This window comes from Plantibacter lichenum, from assembly GCF_050587525.1.
Classification (GTDB): Bacteria; Actinomycetota; Actinomycetes; order Actinomycetales; family Microbacteriaceae; genus Plantibacter.
In genome coordinates this window covers 165,674-182,837 of the sequence record NZ_JBOBFT010000001.1, presented here as the reverse complement: position 1 = coordinate 182,837, position 17,164 = coordinate 165,674, and the positions used below count along the sequence as shown (strand labels likewise).

11 protein-coding genes are annotated in these 17,164 nt (G+C 68.0%); 10 read left to right on the top strand and 1 reads right to left on the bottom strand.

All coding sequences use genetic code 11. The features are described 5' to 3' along the window. Positions 1-39 precede the first annotated feature (39 nt). The 10 genes from ACQ3HB_RS00840 (at position 40) to ACQ3HB_RS00795 (ending at position 15,299) form a co-directional block, all read left to right on the top strand. Positions 40-1,398: an ABC transporter substrate-binding protein gene (locus ACQ3HB_RS00840; protein WP_430916869.1), complete on the top strand. Its 1,359-nt coding sequence runs from the start codon at positions 40-42 to the stop codon at positions 1,396-1,398. Next, a complete protein-coding gene (locus ACQ3HB_RS00835; protein WP_430916867.1) occupies positions 1,388-2,362 on the top strand; it encodes a carbohydrate ABC transporter permease in 975 nt (324 codons plus the stop codon). The genes ACQ3HB_RS00840 and ACQ3HB_RS00835 overlap by 11 nt, the downstream gene beginning before the upstream one ends. Then, entirely contained in the window at positions 2,355-3,374 is a 1,020-nt protein-coding gene (locus ACQ3HB_RS00830; RefSeq protein WP_430916865.1) for a carbohydrate ABC transporter permease, read from the top strand. The genes ACQ3HB_RS00835 and ACQ3HB_RS00830 overlap by 8 nt, the downstream gene beginning before the upstream one ends. A 186-nt stretch (positions 3,375-3,560) precedes the next feature. Then, positions 3,561-5,822, top strand: coding sequence for a glycoside hydrolase family 5 protein (locus ACQ3HB_RS00825; protein ID WP_430916863.1), 2,262 nt, complete (start codon positions 3,561-3,563; stop codon positions 5,820-5,822). Positions 5,823-6,023: 201 nt separating this feature from the next. Further along, entirely contained in the window at positions 6,024-6,989 is a 966-nt protein-coding gene (locus tag ACQ3HB_RS00820; protein WP_430916861.1) for an acetylxylan esterase, read from the top strand. Positions 6,990-6,998: 9 nt separating this feature from the next. Beyond that, positions 6,999-8,072 (top strand): LacI family DNA-binding transcriptional regulator, encoded by a 1,074-nt coding sequence (locus ACQ3HB_RS00815; RefSeq protein ID WP_430916859.1) that lies wholly within the window; start codon positions 6,999-7,001, stop codon positions 8,070-8,072. Between the two features lie 116 nt (positions 8,073-8,188). After that, positions 8,189-9,733: an ABC transporter substrate-binding protein gene (locus ACQ3HB_RS00810; protein WP_430916857.1), complete on the top strand. Its 1,545-nt coding sequence runs from the start codon at positions 8,189-8,191 to the stop codon at positions 9,731-9,733. After that, positions 9,730-10,728, top strand: a complete 999-nt coding sequence (locus tag ACQ3HB_RS00805; RefSeq protein WP_430916855.1) for a carbohydrate ABC transporter permease — start codon at positions 9,730-9,732, stop codon at positions 10,726-10,728. The genes ACQ3HB_RS00810 and ACQ3HB_RS00805 overlap by 4 nt, the downstream gene beginning before the upstream one ends. Then, complete coding sequence (locus ACQ3HB_RS00800; protein WP_430916853.1) at positions 10,725-11,669, top strand: carbohydrate ABC transporter permease; 945 nt, start codon at positions 10,725-10,727, stop codon at positions 11,667-11,669. The genes ACQ3HB_RS00805 and ACQ3HB_RS00800 overlap by 4 nt, the downstream gene beginning before the upstream one ends. A 126-nt stretch (positions 11,670-11,795) precedes the next feature. After that, positions 11,796-15,299 (top strand): alpha-mannosidase, encoded by a 3,504-nt coding sequence (locus tag ACQ3HB_RS00795; RefSeq protein WP_430916851.1) that lies wholly within the window; start codon positions 11,796-11,798, stop codon positions 15,297-15,299. A 236-nt stretch (positions 15,300-15,535) separates the two neighbouring features. On the opposite strand, the gene ACQ3HB_RS00790 is transcribed toward ACQ3HB_RS00795, so the two are convergent. Further along, positions 15,536-16,933 carry a glucosidase family protein gene (locus tag ACQ3HB_RS00790; protein WP_430916849.1) on the bottom strand — a complete coding sequence of 466 codons (1,398 nt, stop codon included), beginning with the start codon at positions 16,931-16,933 and terminating at the stop codon, positions 15,536-15,538. Positions 16,934-17,164: the final 231 nt, after the last annotated feature.

Genomic DNA, 17,164 nt, shown 5'->3' with positions numbered 1-17,164 from the left:
GCTGCCCCGCCGATGCATCCATCCCCCAGGAGACCCAGCATGACGAGTTCCGCCCCCAGGAGCCGCGCCGAGCGCACGCGCCGCATCCTCCGCACGACCATTCCGGCCATCGCCGCCGTGACCGCCGTGGCCCTCTCGGGCTGCTCGACGGGAGCCGATGCCGTCGCCAACGCCGACGGCAGCTTCACGGGTCAAGAGCTCACCGTCCTGATGATCTCCTCGCACGAGGGCGCTTCGAAGTGGCTCGCGAAGGAGTTCGAGAAGAAGACCGGCGCGAAGATCAACCCGGTCATCGTCCCCTATGACGAGATCGGTTCGAAGCTCGCGCTCGACCAGCAGTCCGGCGCAGACACGATCGACGTCGCAGCCCCCTGGTACGTGTCGCTCGGCGACCTCGCGTCTGACGGCGCCATCCAGGACCTCACCGACTGGATCAAGACCGACAAGGACATCGACACCAAGGACTTCATCCCCGCGATCTACGACCCGTACAGCCTCGTCGACGGCAAGCGCTACGGCCTGCCCTTCGACGGCGACACCCACGTGCTCTTCTACAACAAGGAGATCCTCGCGCGGAACGGCATCACCGAGCCGCCGAAGACCTGGGACGAGTACCTCGCCGACACGAAGCTGATCACGCAGAACGAGTCCGCGAACGGCGTCTACGGCGCCGCGGTCTTCGGTCAGAAGTCGCCGCTCATCCTCGGCGCCGCGTTCGCGAACCGTCTCGCCGGATTCGGTGGAGAGTTCCTCGACAAGGACGGCAAGCCCGTCATCAACTCGCCCGAGGCCGTTCAGGCCGCGCAGGCGCTCGTGGATGTGAACCCCTACGCCCTCCCGACGCCCGCGGAGACCGACTTCGGCGCCGGCAACAGCGCCTGGTTCGCGGGCAAGGTCGGCTTCATCGAGAACTGGACCGACCTCGGCGTCCGCTCCGAGGACCCCTCGAGCGGTTCCGAAGTGGCCGGCAAGTGGGGCGTGAGCTTCCTGCCGACCGGCGGCTCCAACACGACCTCCCGCGCGTCGCTCGTCGCCGGCTTCAGCTGGGTCATCGCCGCCAACACGAAGAAGACCGAACTCTCGAAGGCGTTCATCAAGTGGGCCTCCTCGAGCGAGGTCAACGCCAAGCTCCTCACGGCCACCCCGCCCACCGGCATCGACCCGAACCGCGAGTCCTCGCTGAACGACGAGACCTACGGCAAGGAGTTCCCGGCCATCCAGGAAGCCAACCGTGCGACGCTCAATGGCGCACTCGCCTGGCCGACGGGCAAGCACGCCACGGAACTCGCCCAGATCCTCACCGATGAGCTCGCGAAGCTCCTCGCCGGCCAGGGCGGCACTGCACAGCAGACGCTCGACACCGTGCAGAAGAAGTGGGAAGACGTTCTTGGCAAATAGCCTCGCCACGTCGGTGCGCCCAGCGGTCGACCCGCGCGGCACCCGCCCCGGCCCCGGACGCAGCACGCGTCCGAGGCTGAGCGGCGGGGCCGCGTCGGGCGGCCGGTGGGCGCATCGTGCGTTCGTCACCCCTGGTGTGCTCGCGCTCATCGTCCTCGGGGTGTACCCGCTCGTCTTCATCGCGCTCGCCGCGTTCAGCGAGTCGAGCCTCGGGAAGCCCTTCCAATCGTGGGTGGGCACAGCGAACTTCAGCGAGGCGTTGACGAACAGCGATGTCACGGCATCGCTCGTCCGCAACGTCCTCTACGCGCTCGGTGTCGGTGCAGCGAGCGTCGTCCTCGGCGTCGCCGTGGCCGTGGCGCTCTTCCGGACCGTGCGCGCCGGATCGCTCGTCCGCACGCTCCTCCTGCTGCCGCTCATCACGCCGCCCGTCGTCGTCGGCATCCTGTGGAAGCTCATCTTCAACCCGTCCGGCGGCCTCCTGAACACGGTCATCGGGCTGTTCGGCTACTCGGGTGAACCGGTCTCCGTGCTCGCTTCGCCCGTGTTCGCGCTCGGGGGCGTGGCCGTCGCGGACGTCTGGGAGTGGACACCGCTCATCACCCTCCTCGTCTTCGCCGCCCTGCTCGGGCAGAGCCCGGAAGTGACCGAGGCCGCGAACCTCGACGGCGCGCACGGCTGGCGCCTCTTCCGCCACATCACGCTCCCCGCGATCGCCGGCACCGTCGCCGCAGCGTTCCTCATCCGTGTGGTGCTCGCGTTCAAGGTCTTCGACCTCATCTACATCATGACGTCGGGCGGTCCGGGCACGTCCACGACGACCCCGTCCTACCTGATCTACCAGGCGGCGCTGCAGCAGTTCGACCTGGGGCGGGCGGCGACGATCACGCTCCTCCTGGCGGTGGTCGTGACCGTGGTGACGCTGCCGATCGTCGCGATCACGAGGAGGCTCCACAATGACTGAGCATTCCCCGTCCCCCGAGCTCGTCGAAGGGCGCTCCCCGGTCCCTGAGCCTGTCGAAGGGCTCGACGCTTCGACAAGCTCAGCGACCGGTTCGGCCCGCAGCTCTGTGACTCCGGTCCCTGAGCCCGTCGAAGGGCGTATTCCTCCGGTCCCTGAGCTTGTCGAAGGGCGCTCCTCCCGCACTCGCCTCCCGCGCCGCACCCGTCCCCGTCGCACGCCCGGCGCGGTCGCGTTCCTCGTCGTCGCCCTCGTGTTCACGCTGGTACCGATCGTCTACCTGATCTCGGTCTCCGTGATGTCGCGTGCCGACGTCGCATCCGGCATCCTCTTCCCGACCAACCCCGTGTGGGGCAACTGGGCTGCTGCGTTCGGGCAGTCGAATCTGCCTCGTGGCATCGTGAACTCGCTCATCGCGGCGATCCTCGGCGCCGTCCTCACACTCGCGTTCGCCCTTCCGGCGGCCTGGGCGATGGTGCGCTACCGGACAGGCGGGAAGACGCTTGCCGGGACGATCCTCAGCCCGTGGCTCTTGCCACCCATCGTCGCCGTCATCCCGATCTTCACGCTCCTGCGCATCCTCGGCCTCAACAACACGCTCGCCGGGCTCACGCTCGTGTACGCGTTCGCGAACACCGCCGTGGCCGTGTGGTTGTTGGAGGGCTTCGTGCGGAAGCTGCCGGTGGAGCTCGATGAGGCCGCGCAGTTGGACGGTGCGGGTGCGTTCCGGGTGCTGTTCAGCATCGTGACGCCGCTGCTCACCCCTGGTCTCGTCGCAGTGGGTGTGATCGTCGCGGTGCTCAACTACAACGAGTTCGTCCTCGCGACGTTCCTGACGCAGGGTCCGGATGCGCAGACCGTTCCGGTCGTCCTGTCGCTCATGCTGGGCGAGCGGATCCAGGACTTCGGGAAGATCGCGGCCGCGTCGCTCATCGGTGTCATCCCCGTCTTCGCGGCCGCAGCCTTCCTGCAGCGCTGGCTCGTGGCCGGCCTGACCTCCGGCAGCGTCAAGTAGTCGCCCGCCTCCGACCCTGCCCAGGCCGCCGAGGTGAGGCTTCCGGTAGTTTTCGGGCTGCCAAAACGACGGGAAGCCTCACCTCGGCGGCCGTCGGGAGGGGGTGGTTGACTACTTAAGGCATTAAGTGGTTGAGTTGCGACGGAGCGGACGAGATCCGCACGGCAGCGTCTCAAGGAGGAGATCGTGAACCACGAATCACATACGGGCAGCTCGGAACCGGCCGGCGGTGAGCCGGTGCGCGGCGTCAGCCGCAGGACCGTCCTCGGGGTGGCGGGAGCAGCGGCGGCAGTCGCCCTCATCGGCGTCGAACGACCGGCCTTCGCCAGGGCGGACACGCTCGACACCTGGGACTTCACGATGGGGGTCAATGCGGCCGGTCTGGAATCGACGGGCGATGTGATCCCCGGCGAGGTCAACACGCACTACATCGTTCCGACCCAGAAGCAGCTCGAGCACTACCAGAAGCGCGGTATGACCCATGTCCGCGTCCCGTTCAAATGGGAGCGTCTGCAGCCCGTGCTCGGCGGCCCGCTCGACACCGCGTACCTCGGGTATCTGCAGAGCGTCGCCGACATCGCGGCCAGCATCGGGATTACGATCATGCTGGACAACCACAACTACGGGCGCTTCAACAACATCCCGTTCGGTATGCCGGAGACGCCCACGAGTGCGCTCGCGGATGTGTGGAGTCGCCTCGCAACGGTCTTCGTCGGTCACACCGGCGTGTACGGCTACGACCTGATGAATGAGCCGCACGACATGCCGTCACCGTCGGCGTGGCCGACTGCGGCGCAGGCTGCCGTCGACGCGATTCGACTGGTGGACACGACGACGCCGATCTATGTCGAAGGAGATCACTGGTCGTCATCCGCGTCCTGGGCGACCGTCAACGCATCGCTCAACATCATCGACCCGAGCGACAACATCATCTACTCGGCGCACATGTACTACGACCGTGACTCCTCCGGCGGATTCTTCAATTGGGACACGGAAGTGGCCGCCGGAGACCTGCTCAAGTGGCCGGTCGGCGTTCTGGATGTCGACACGGGCAAGAACCGTCTCGTCGGATTCGTCAACTGGTTGCAGACGAACGGATTCCGCGGCCACATCGGTGAGACGGGTGCGCCGAACACGCACCCGAACTGGCTGATCGCGCTCGATCACGCGCTCGCCTACGCGCAGGCGAACGGCGTCCCCGTGACCTACTGGTCCGCTGGTGGCTTCTTCCGGAGCTATCCGCTCGGCGTTGAACCGACGGGCGAGGTCGACACCGTGCAGATGGCGGTCCTCACCAAGTACTCCGGAGGTGCGCAGCCGACGAACTACCTGCTCACCGGTCCGAACCGTGGAACCGCAGGGACGGCGTCTGCGCCGTTCACGGTCGACTACCGCGGGCTCATCTCCACCGCCGTGACGGTGACCCCGAACGACGGCGGCGCGGGCGGGACGTTCTCGCCGACGTCCATCACTCTCGCCCCGGGCTTCAACGGCCTCGGCACCTTCACGTACACCCCGAGCGGTGTGGCGAGCTACGCGATCGCGACGACGAACTCCGCTGGCCTCACCGATCCGGAACCGGTCGGGTTCTCAACGAGGACCGATGCCTTCTCAGCCATCCCGGACGCCGCACTGCTCAACGTGCTCGCGGCGACGCGCGTCTTCAGTCCGTTCGCCGGCAACGGCCTCACGCTCCGGCGAGCGAGCGATGGCACCGAACAGTCGTTCCCGTATGCATCGGGGACCTCTGACGCCCTCGACAACGCGGCCATCACGGCGTGGGCCGGCGGCAGCACGGTCACGGTCAAGACGATCTTCGACCAGTCGCCCGCTCGGCGCGACGCCGGGCAGGTCGTCGGCGAGAAGAATCAGAACGGGCCGACGGGTGCACCGCTCCCGACGCAGCTCAGCGACTATCCGCAGCTCGTCCTCAACGGTCTCGCGGGCCAGCCGGTGCTCCGCTTCAACAAGAGCCGGATGGATGCGGTCTCGCCGATCGCGAACATCACGGGGTTCACGACCTTCTTCGTGGCGAAGCCGACGAATGTCGCCGGGATGCAGCGTCTGCTGAGCTGGGTGCTGACCGACTACGTCAGCATCGGCAACGAGAGCGGTGGATGGGGGATGAGCGCTGAGGGGACGGTGGCCCAGGCGCTCGGCACCGATCCGACGAAGTGGCACATCTACGCGGTCAGGTGGCAGGCCGGCGGCGCGCGCACCTCGTGGGTCGACGGCAAGCAGATCGCGTCGACGCCGGCGACGAATTCGATCATCCCGATGGCGCACGACGACCACGTCAACATCGGCTACTTCCGCTGGTATCGCAACGTGCACTTCAGCGGTGACGTCTACGGCCTGTTCCCGTTCAAGGCAGCGCTGTCCCCGACCCAGATGACGGCGATGTGGACGGATCTGTCGGCTCGCACGGGCATCGCGCTCGTCCCGTAGGAGGCCGGGTGCGGTCGGGTCGGCGGTTCGTCGGCCCGGTCGCGCGCCGTCCGGTCGCGCAGCCGCCCAGAGGCCTGACCCTCGCGCCGCCTGACCCGCACACCGCCCAGCCCGAACACCGATCAGCCCGCACCCATCCGGCCAGCCGGAACACCCAGCCCGATTCGCTTCATCCGTGGAGGACCGCAAGACTTGAACACCATGACCGACCTTCCCGTCAGCCGTCCCCGAACCGATCCGCCGAGCCCACCCGCCGACCTGGCGTCGTTCTGGACCACGCGATTGCGCAGGGCGACCGCCGTGGAGGTCGGGCCTCGCATCCTCGCCGATGAGATCGTCGCGTCGGATGTCCGCCGGTTGCGGCTCGAGTACACCTCGACGGACGACGTGACGATCGGTGCGTGGATCACCCTGCCGGCGGACGGCGTCGTGGATCGCGGGATCGTGCGCGTCCACGGCTACGGCGGCACGGCCGAGGCGGACGTCATCCACCCGGACCTGCCGCGCACCGCCGTGATCTGGCCGTGCGCCAGAGGCCTCGGCGAGCTCAGCCTGTCGCCTGCTCTCCCGGCGGCCGCGCCGGAGCACGTCCTGCACGGCATCGAGTCCACCGCGACGTACATCCACGGCGGCTGCGTCGAGGACGTGTGGTGCGCGATCGACGCGCTCGAGGAGCTCGTCCCAGGGGTGGCCGGACGCATCGATCTCATCGGCGGCAGTTTCGGCGGCGGCATCGGGATCATGGCGACGGCCTGGGACCCGCGGATCCGTTCGGCCGTGGTCGACGTCCCGAGCTTCGGGGATCATCCGGTGCGGGTCACGATCCCCTGCGAGGGCAGCGGGGAGGCCGTCCGCCTGCGCTGGCTCGACGACCCGGCCGTACTCGATGTGCTCGCGTACTTCGACGCCGCGAGCTGTGCGCGGTTCATCGACGTCCCCGTGCTCATCGCTCCGGCGCTCTCCGATCCGTTCGTCCCACCCGCCGGGCAATGGTCGATCGCGGATGCGCTCCCGGACTCCAAGCAGGTGTTCCCGCTCACGGCGGGGCACGTGGCGTACCCGGAGGAGGCCCGCGAACGCGCGGCGTTCGAGCAGGCGACGATCGCGTTCCTCTCCGACGGAGAACCGGTCGTTGCATCGATGCCGGGAAACTCGGCGGCCAAGTAAGCTGACGCGGTGGACAAGAAGGATGCTTCACCTCGGGTTCGGCCAGCGGCGGCACGGAAGGCCGGTGGCTCCGAGCGCCTGAACATCGCGGACATCGCCGCTCTGGCGAATGTGTCGACGAGCGCGGTCTCCTATGCGCTCAACGGTCGGGAAGGCGTCGGCGACGAGACGCGGAAACGCATCCTCGACATCGCCGCGGCGGCCAATTGGCGTCCCAACAGCGCCGCGCGTTCGCTCATCATGGCGCGCTCGTCGGCCGTCGGCATCGTGAACCAGTACGACCCGGACAAGCCGGCGCTCTCCGCCGAGTTCACGGGGCACTTCCTCGTCGGTCTGCAGGACTCGTTGCGGCGTGAGGACGTGCTCCTCGTCATGCACATGGTCGACGACGTCGATGCCGCGTGCGGCGTCTACCAGCGCTGGTTGGGTGAGCGGCGGGTGGACGGCGTCCTCATGCTGAACCCGTTGCTCGACGACCCGCGCATCGCGGAACTCGAACGGCTCGGTCTGCCCGCGGTCGTCGTGGGGGATGCGCGACGGCGCTCGACCTTGTCGTCGGTGTGGACGGACGACGCGGTCGCGACGGGGCTGGCCGTCGATCATCTGGTGGGGCTCGGGCATCGCCGCATCGTGCGGATCGGCGGCGACCCGCTCTTCCTGCACGTGGACATCCGGCGTCGGGCGTTCGCGAAGGCGATGAAGGACCACGGCCTGGTGCACGACGAGCGGTTCAGCGCCGGGGCCACGACGGTCGAGGAGGTCATCGCGGCCGTTCGGGATCCGGAGCGGCCCGTGACGGCCCTCGTGATCGAGGATTCCGCGGAGGCCGTGAAGCTCGTCTCCGCGCTGATGGAGCATGGTGTGCGGGTGCCGGAGGACGTGTCCGTCATCGCGTGGGACGACGAGTCGGAGTCGACGCTCGTGCGCCCTCCGCTCACGGTGCTTCGACGAGACATCGAGGAGTACGGCCGATTGGCCGCGCGGGCGCTCCTGGACGCGATCGAGACGGGGACGAAGAAGCACGTGCGGGGGTCGCACACGGAGCTCATCGTCCGTGGCAGCACCGCGGCGCCTGCTCGGTAGCGGTCGCAGGCGGGCAACGATCACATGAATTCCCACACGATCGCTTGACAACTTAATGCCTTAAGTGATTTGGTATGTGACATCGTCTTCCCCCTCAATGATGAGAAAGGTACCCAGTGCCCACAACCGACGCATCACCAGGCAGCGCCTTCGGCGCCCTCGCCTCCGTGTCGAACAACGTGCTCTCCCGCCGATCCGTGCTCCGCGGCGGTGTCGCGGGTGCGGCACTCCTCGGCCTCGGGGGACTGCTCGCAGCGTGCGCGCCCTCCGGCGGTGCGGCGACCGCGACGGGCGGAGCCGCGAAGCTCACCCACTGGGACTGGTGGGTGTCGCAGGAGCCGTGGATCAAGAACGAGATCACGCTCTTCCAGAAGGCCAACTCCGGCGTCACCGTCACCCGCACGCTCAACCAGTTCGACCAGTACGCGAACCTCATCGCACTCGCCCAGCGCAGCAACACGCTGCCGGACACCTACATGCTCCCGTACGTGCCGAGCCTCCCGGACCAGGTCGCCGGCGACTGGCTCACACCGCTCAACAGCCACATCGACGACGCCTGGATCAAATCCTTCCCGAAGTACTCCTTCGTGGAGGGCGTCAACGTCTTCGACGGCAAGGTCTACACGGCCCCGGTCACGGCAACCGCTCCCGGCTTCCAGCTCTACATCAACAACACGGTCTTCAAGGACGCCGGACTCGTCGACGGGAGCGGTGACGTGCTCATCCCGAAGACCTGGGACGACGTCACGAAGTACGCGGCCGCCATCAGCAAGAAGGGCAACGGGAGCGTCTACGGCCTCGGCCTCGGCAGCAACGGCGGAGCGATCTTCAACGCCTGGGTCAACACCTTCGTCCTCGGCGCCGGGGCCCCGGGCGGCTACAACCTGCCCGACTACCGGACCGGCGAGTACACGTTCGGGACCGACAGCACCTACGAGGACTTCATCACCCTCCTCACCGAGTGGAACACGAAGGGGTACCTGAGCCCCGACTCGCTCTCCGCGACGGACGAAGTGTCCAGGGCGAACTTCGCGAGCGGCAAGTACGGCATGACCGTGGGCGGCTCCTACGTCATCAGCCCGTGGGTGGAGGCGGGATTCACCGACTTCACCGTCACGACCCTCATCAGCCCCACCGAGAAGAAGGCCGGCTACTTCCAGTCGACGCCCGGCGGTTTTATGCTCGGGGTCAGCTCCGACACGAAGAACGCCGACGCCGCATTCTCCTGGCTCTCCTGGTGGGCGAGCAAGGACGCGGGTGCCAGGTTCACGCAGAAGTACAACATCGACCTCTCCGTGCACCCGGAGAACAACGATCCGTCGAAGATCTCGTCGAAGCAGTTCGGCGAGTACGCGTCGCTCGTCGACCTCGTACGCCGCGCCCCGTCGCCCGCGATCCTCAACCCCGACGTGCGCCTCGTCAAGACCGCGAGCGTCACCCCGGGGCTCCGCGACGTCATCGTCGGTGTGCTGACGGAACAGATCACCGATGTCAAAGGGGCGCTCGTCACCCTCGGCGACGCCTCCAATGCGGCACTGGACGCCGGCATCGCCGAAGCCGTCGCCGCCGGCGCCAAGGTCTCCAAGAAGGACTACACCTTCGCCGACTGGGACCCCACGACCGACTACGCCTACGACATCCCGGAGTACCCGAAACTGTGACCAGGGAACTGACCTCTGCACCGACGGCCCCCGTCTCCGCGCCCACGCGCGGGACGGGGCGCCACCCCGGGCTGCTCGCCACGCTCGTCCGCGCGCGGTGGTCCTACCTGTACCTGCTGCCGTTCGTCCTGTTGACGGGCGCGTTCGTCCTGTACCCGATCGGCGCATCGCTCGTCTACACGGTGTTCAAGTGGGACGGCATCGGTTCGCCGTCCGCGTTCGTCGGGCTGACGAACTTCGTCAACGTCATGAACGACGACTTCTTCTGGAAAGCCGTCACCCACTCGCTCATCTACACGGCCGTGCTCGTCCCCGTGCAGCTCCTCCTGGCGCTCGTCCTCGCGGTCGTCCTGAACGACCGCAAACTGCGCTTCTCGACCTTCTACCGGTCCCTCTTCTTCCTCCCGGCCGTGATGTCACCGGCCATCATCGGCGTCATCTTCCAGCTGCTCATCTCCAACTTCGGGCAAGGGCTCGGCGAGGTCTTCGGCACCAAACTCGGCCTCCTCGCGGACCCGAAGACCGCGCTCGGCGTGGTGATCGCCATCGGCATCTGGAACACGCTCGGCTACAACCTCATCTACTTCCTCGCGGCGCTGCAGACCATCCCGGAGGAATTGTACGAAGCCGGTCGGATCGATGGGGCGTCGTGGTTCCAACTGTTCCGGCACATCACGATCCCCGGACTCGCGACGATCGGACCGATCATCGTCTTCCTCGCCATCATCGGCAGCCTGCAGGTCTTCGACCTCGTGCAGGTGTTGACCGGCGGCGGCCCCTACTTCGCGACGAGCGTCGTGAACACGTACATCTACCAGATGGCCTTCGGCGGCGCCGGCAGCGGCGGTGTGCCGGTGACTCCCGACGTCGGGCTCGCCTCGTCGGCCGCGTTCCTCTACGGCCTCCTCCTGATCGCCATCGCCGCCGTCCAAGCCATCGTGCTCGGACGCATGCGCCGTCGGGCGCAACCGACCGGAGAGGTCACGACCGCATGAGCGTCCAGACAATCCAGCACTCAGAGCCTTTCGGGACCGCCGATGGGGTGGGGGCGGCCGGTGCTGACGGCCCCGCAGGGCCCCCACGGGTGGCTCGCACGCGCAGTCCTCGCGGCGCCGGACGGCTGCGACGTCTCCTGACGCACGTCGTGCTCCTCGTCTTCGGGTTCGCCTGGGTGTACCCGCTGCTGTGGGCGCTCGCCGGGTCCACGAGGTCCAACGCCGAGTTCCTGAGCGGCGGTGCCGGTCTCTCGTTCGGCGACCAGGCACTCGCGAACTTCACGGCCGCCTGGAACGACGCCAACTTCTCGCAGTACTTCTTCAACACGCTCTTCATCACCGTCGTGACCGTGGTCTCCGTCGTCCTCATCTCAGCCGCCGCCGGATACACGCTCGCCCGCACGGTGTTCCCGGGGCGCCGGATCATCCTCATCGTCATCGCCGTGACCTTCTTCCTGCCGAGCGGCTACACGATGATCCCGGTCTACGACCTCATCACCCGCCTGGGCCTGCTCAACAGCCTCTTCTCCGTGATCGTCGTGCAGGTGGGCAGCGGACTGATCTTCTCCACGTTCCTCTTCATGGGGTTCTTCCGGACGGTCCCGCTCGAGCTCGAAGAGGCCGCGAAGATCGACGGCGCCGGCTACAACCAGACGTTCTTCCGAGTGATCCTGCCGCTCTCGAAACCGATGATTGCGACGATCGGACTGTTCACGTTCATCTCCTCGTGGAACGACTTCCTGCTCCCGCTCATCTTCACGCTGGGGCAGCCGAATCTGCGGACGATCCCCGTCGGGCTCTACGCGTTCATCGGGCAGTCCTCGACGAACTGGACGGGGCTCGCCGCGGCGAGCATCCTGTCGCTCATCCCGATCGTGATCGTGTTCGTCGTGGCGCAGAAGTACATCATCTCCGCCATCGCGGGCGCGGTGAAGGGCTGATCGCCCCGGGTCGATCCCTCCGGAGCGATCCGCTCGGGTCGATCCCTCCAGGGCGATCCGCCGCCCGCCGCAACCCGTCAGAGTGAGGCCGCCCGATCCCATCGGTCGGAGAGAAGGACGTTCGCCGTGCACAACGACGCCGTGTTCGTGGAGGGGCGGATCGAGAAGTTCCTCCGTCTCCTCGTGCCCGCCATCGACCGGGAGACCGCGCCCGTGCGGCTCGCGCAGTGGCGGGTGGGCGGTGAACCGGTGCCGTTCGCCATGGCCGTCGCCGCCGAGTACTCGGCGATGGCCGTCGGCGATCGGTGGGGCGCGCCCTGGGACACCGTGTGGATCAGGGTCAGCGGCGAGGTGCCGCTCCGATGGCTCGGCGGTGAGCTCGGCGACGAGCTCGCGTCGGGTCGCACGGCCGTCGAACTCGTCGTCGATCTCGGGTTCGACGACCGGCCCGGATTCCAGGCCGAAGGCCTTGTGCATCGCCCGGACGGCCGCATCGTCAAGGCCATCTCACCGCGCAACGCCTGGGTGCCCGTCGACGAGGCGGCAGTGGACCTCCTCATCGAAGCGGCGGCGAACCCGGACGTCGCCGGCGAGTACACCTTCGATCCCACCCCGCTCGGTGACCGCGCGACGGCGGGCTCGGAGCCGGGGTACACCCTGCGTCGTCTGGAGCTCCGGCTCCGCGACGTCACCGTGTGGGAACTGCAGCAGGACGTCGTCGCGCTCCTCGGCCTCGCCAGGGCGCTTCCCGTCGAGCTGCCGCGTCGCGCCGAGCTCCTGAACGCGCTCGCGGCCATGATCGACGTCGTCGATCCCGACGACATCGCGGGGACGGCGGCGGCCGGTCGCGAGGCACTGCAGCCCGCGCTGGCGAAGCCCGCCTACGCGAGTGCGCATCAGATCGTCGCCGTCGGACACGCCCACATCGACTCCGCCTGGCTGTGGCCCGTGCGGGAGACGATCCGCAAATGCGCCCGCACGTTCTCGAACGTCCTGGCACTCGCCGAAGCCGACCCGACATTCCGGTTCGCGTGCTCCTCGGCGCAACAGCTCGCCTGGATGCAGGAGCACTACCCGGCGCTGTTCGAGAGGATCCAGGCGGCGGTCGCCCGTGGGCAGTTCATCCCGGTCGGCGGCATGTGGGTCGAATCGGACACGAACATGCCGGGCGGTGAGGCGATGGCGCGGCAGTTCGTCGAGGGGAAGCGATTCTTCCTGGACGCATTCGGCATCGACACGCAGGAGGTGTGGTTGCCGGACTCCTTCGGCTACTCCGCCGCCCTCCCGCAGATCGTCGCCGCGTCCGGATCGCGCTACTTCCTCACCCAGAAGATCTCCTGGAACGACACCAACCGGATGCCGCATCACACCTTCCTCTGGGAGGGGATCGACGGCACACGGGTGTTCACGCACTTCCCGCCCGTCGACACGTACAACTCCGAACTGAGCGCCACCGAACTGGCGCACGCACAAGCGAACTACCGCGAGAAGGGCACCGGCACGGTGTCGCTCGTGCCGTTCGGCTGGGGCGACGGCGGAGGCGGCCCGACACGGGAGATGCTCGCGGCGGCGAAACGGACGGCATCACTCGAGGGCTCGCCCGCCGTGTCGATCGACTCTCCGCTCGCGTTCTTCGAACGGGCGGAGGCAGAGATCCCGGATCCGCCCGTCTGGGTGGGCGAGCTGTACCTCGAACTGCACCGCGGCATCTTCACCTCGCAAGCCCGCACGAAGCAGGGCAACCGCAGATGCGAGCACCTGCTGCGGGAAGCCGAGCTGTGGGCGGCCACGGCCGCGGTCCGATGCGGTGCCGTCTACCCGCAGGACGAGTTGCGCGTGCTCTGGCGGCTGGTGCTCCTGCAGCAGTTCCACGACATCCTGCCCGGGAGCTCGATCGCGTGGGTGCATCAGGACGCCGAACGGAACTACGCGGCCGTCGGGGCACGGGCGGAGCGGATCATCGCAGAGGCGTTGCGAGTGCTCGGGGGTGGTGTTCCGGGTGGCGCGGGCGGGTCGGACGGGGTGGACGGGGCGCAGCGGACGGTGATGCTCGCGAACGCGAGGCCGCATGCAGCATCCGGTGTCCCCTCGCTCGGCATCGGGCCACTCGCCGAGGCGGGCATCGACGCGGACGATCCGGCCGCCACCATCGAGGAGGACGCCGACGGCTTCGTGCTCGACAACGGCATCGTCCGCGCGCGGATCGATCGGCGAGGGCTCCTCGCATCGCTCATCGACCACGCGAGCGGGCGGGACGCGGTGCCGGCGGGGCAGCCGGGGAACCTCTTGCAGCTGCATCGCGACATCCCGAACCAGTGGGACGCGTGGGACATCGACGCGCACTACCGGCGCACCGGTCGAGACCTCGTGGCGTGCGAGTCGGTCGTAGGGATTCTCGTCGAGGGCGCTGCGACGGTGACGGTCACACGATCGTTCGGTGCGTCGCGCATCGTGCAGCACCTGTCGCTCCGCCCCGGCAGCCCGTCGCTCGAGATCGACAACCGGGTGTCGTGGCACGAGACGCACAAGCTGTTGAAGCTCGCGTTCCCGTTCGACCTGCGTGCCGGCCAATTCGCCGCGGAGACGCAGTTCGGGCATGTGTTCCGGCCGACGCACACCAACACCTCATGGGACGCCGCGCGGTATGAGGTGTGCGCGCATCGCTGGGTGCACGTCGGCGAGCCGGGGTACGGCGTCGCCGTCTCCAACGACTCGACGTACGGGCACGATGTCACGTCAGCCCCCGCTGCGGGGCAGGGTGCGGAGGTCCGTGCTGCTGCTGGTGCCGGTGCTGGTGCTGGTGCTGCTGGTGCTCGTGCTGCTGCTGATGCTGGTGCTGGTGCTGATGCTGGTGCTGATGCTGATGCTGATGCTGATGCTGGTGCTGGTGCTCGTGCTCGTGCTGGAACAGTGACGACGGTCAGACTGTCGCTCTTGCGCGGGCCGACGTTCCCCGACCCGTTCGCCGACCAAGGCGAGCATCGGATGCTCGTGACGGTCCGGCCCTGCGCATCGCTCGGCGACGCCGTCGAAGAGGGCTATCGGGTCAACCTTCCCGCTCGGGTGGTTCGGGCGGTCGCACCCGTCGCTCCGCTCGTGAGTGTTTCGTCGCCCGCGGTGATCGTCGAGGCGGTCAAGCTCGCGGAGGACGGGAGCGGCGATGTCATCGTGCGGCTCTACGAGTCGCTCGGCTCGCGTGCGTCGACGACGGTGACTGCCGGTTTCCCCGCGTCTCGCGTCACCGAGGTCGATCTCCTCGAGCGCGACCTCGGGCCTGGAGCCGCTCCCGTTCCGGCCGCACCTGCCGTCGGCCCCGACGTCGGTCCTGCTGTGGGCCCGGACATCGGTCCTGCCGCGGGCCCCGACATCGGTCCTGCCGTGGGCCCGGACATCGGTCCTGCCGTGCGCCCCGACGTCGGTCCTGCCGTGTGCCCCGACCTCGGTCCTGCCGTGCGCCCCGACGTCGGTCCTGCCGTCGGCCCGGACGTCGGTCCTGCCGTCGGCCCCGACCTCCGTCCTGGTGGCGGCCCGGACATCGGTCCTGCCGTCGGCCCCGACCTCGGTCCTGCCGTCGTGATCGACCTCGTCCTCCGGTCGTTCCAGCTGGTTACCCTGCGTTTCGCCCGCTGAACATCCTGCCAGTGCGAGCCCTCCCCGACTCTGCTCTGTTCACAACTCAGGAGACCCTCGGCGTGTCGGGCCCGACACGCCGCCCTCACGCCCCGACACGCCGAAACGCTCCTGAGTTGTGAACAGGACCATGCAGCGTCTGGGGTCGTGGACGCCGCACGGATCGGGTGTCGGGCGCAGGTGCGCGGTGCCCACGACCGCCACGGGCCCGCGCCGCGTGCTGTGACGCCGACGTGTCAGCGCATCGTGATGACGACGTCCTGCGGGCCGATCGCGGTCGCCGACAGATGAATCGCGGCATCGGGATCCACGTCGGCGCCGTTGATCCGGATCGTCTCGACACGCGCGCCGTGGCCGACGAGCGTCACCGTGAGCTCAGCGGATCGGTACGTGACGTCGTGCAGTCGTGCATCGGCGAACCGTTCCGGGACGAGCGGTTCGAATCGGAGGCCGTCCGGTTCGAATCGCAGCCCGAAGAGGCCCTCGTGGACGAGCTTGAGGAACGCCGTCGCGGACCAGGTCTGATTCGGCAACGACGTCCAGACCTCGCTGATCTGCCAGCCTCCGTCCACGCTTCCGTCGCGCGCGTTGTAGACCTCGAAGAACGCGCCGTCGCTGCCGTCGACGAGCGTTTGGAAGTCGGTGAGCGTCTGATCGAACGTCGGCAGATGGCGGGCTTCCGCCGCGCTGCTGCCCCACATCCCCATCACCATCGGCCAGAGGATCGCGTTGTGCCGGCCCGGGTGCGATTCCGAGTAGCGATCGGTGTAGTGCGGCCACACGTTGACGTAGCCGTAGGGCTCCCGATGCGTCGTCTCGAGGAGGTGCGCTGCGCGCTCAGGCGAGCACAGGCGGGATTCGATCGCGAGGGCGAGGCCCGCGAGCTCCACATGCGGTGCGTTCTCGTGCCACGCGTCGTCGTCGCCGGACAACAGGTACCGGTACGTCCGTCCGTCCTCGTTCCAGAACGCGGAATCGATCGCTGCGCGGAGTGCTGCGGCGCGTTCGAGGAGTTCGGTGGAAGGCTCGCCTGCCGACTCGTGCAGTCGGGCAAGCGCTTCGATCCCGAGGACGTAGGAGAGGTTCGTCGAGAAGGAGAACAGTGCCGCGGAGGATGGGTAGTCGAGGACGAAAGAGCTCGTGATGGTCGGCTCGTTGGGTGGTGACGGGTAGCCAGAGATGCCGTCCTGCATCAGGGCCGGGCCTCGGTAGAGCCCGGTCGCGAGGTCGAATCGTTCTGCGTGGAGTCGGTCGAGGGTGCGCTGTCCGATGTGCCTGGCGTCGCGCGCGAAGGCGTCGTCGCCCGTGCGCAGGACGTGGCGCCAGGCGGCCGTGATCCAGACGATCTGGTCCCACCACTGGTCGTCCTGGGCGACGATGCGCTCGCCGTCGGCGGTGACGTCGCAGACGAGTTCGAGGGTGGATCGCGCAACGTCGGGGGAGAGGAGGCTCGCTGCGTTCCAGCTGTTGATCGAGGCATCGCGTGTCCACGGTTCCGCATAGCCTCCGCCTGCTCTGATGAAGGGGATGCCGTCCGGCGTCTCCACGGTGTTGAGGTCCAGCAGGTTGTGGAGGGCGTTGGCGTGGAGGCGTTCGAGGGCGGGTGCGTTCGACAGTGAAGGGCGCGAGCTCATGCCGATAGCTTAAGGCATTAAGTTAGGTGCGCGACAAGCCCCTTCGTTCGATGTGTTCGGCCGCCGTCGACGACGTCGCTGGCGCCCGGCGGCCGCCGAGGTGAGGCTTCCGGTTGTTTTCGGGCGGTCTGAACGACGGGAAGCCTCACCTCGCGTGCCAATGGCCGCTCGTCGGTGTCCAAGTGTTGTTCGTGATCGCCCTGGACCGCAGGTGGCCGCCGATGAACCGCG

Coding starts and splice junctions, on each gene's coding strand:
- ACQ3HB_RS00840 (WP_430916869.1), top strand. CDS start 40: ATGACGAGTTCCGCCCCCAGGAGCCGCGCCGAGCGCACGCGCCGCATC.
- ACQ3HB_RS00830 (WP_430916865.1), top strand. CDS start 2,355: ATGACTGAGCATTCCCCGTCCCCCGAGCTCGTCGAAGGGCGCTCCCCG.
- ACQ3HB_RS00820 (WP_430916861.1), top strand. CDS start 6,024: ATGACCGACCTTCCCGTCAGCCGTCCCCGAACCGATCCGCCGAGCCCA.
- ACQ3HB_RS00800 (WP_430916853.1), top strand. CDS start 10,725: ATGAGCGTCCAGACAATCCAGCACTCAGAGCCTTTCGGGACCGCCGAT.
- ACQ3HB_RS00790 (WP_430916849.1), bottom strand. CDS start 16,933: ATGAGCTCGCGCCCTTCACTGTCGAACGCACCCGCCCTCGAACGCCTC.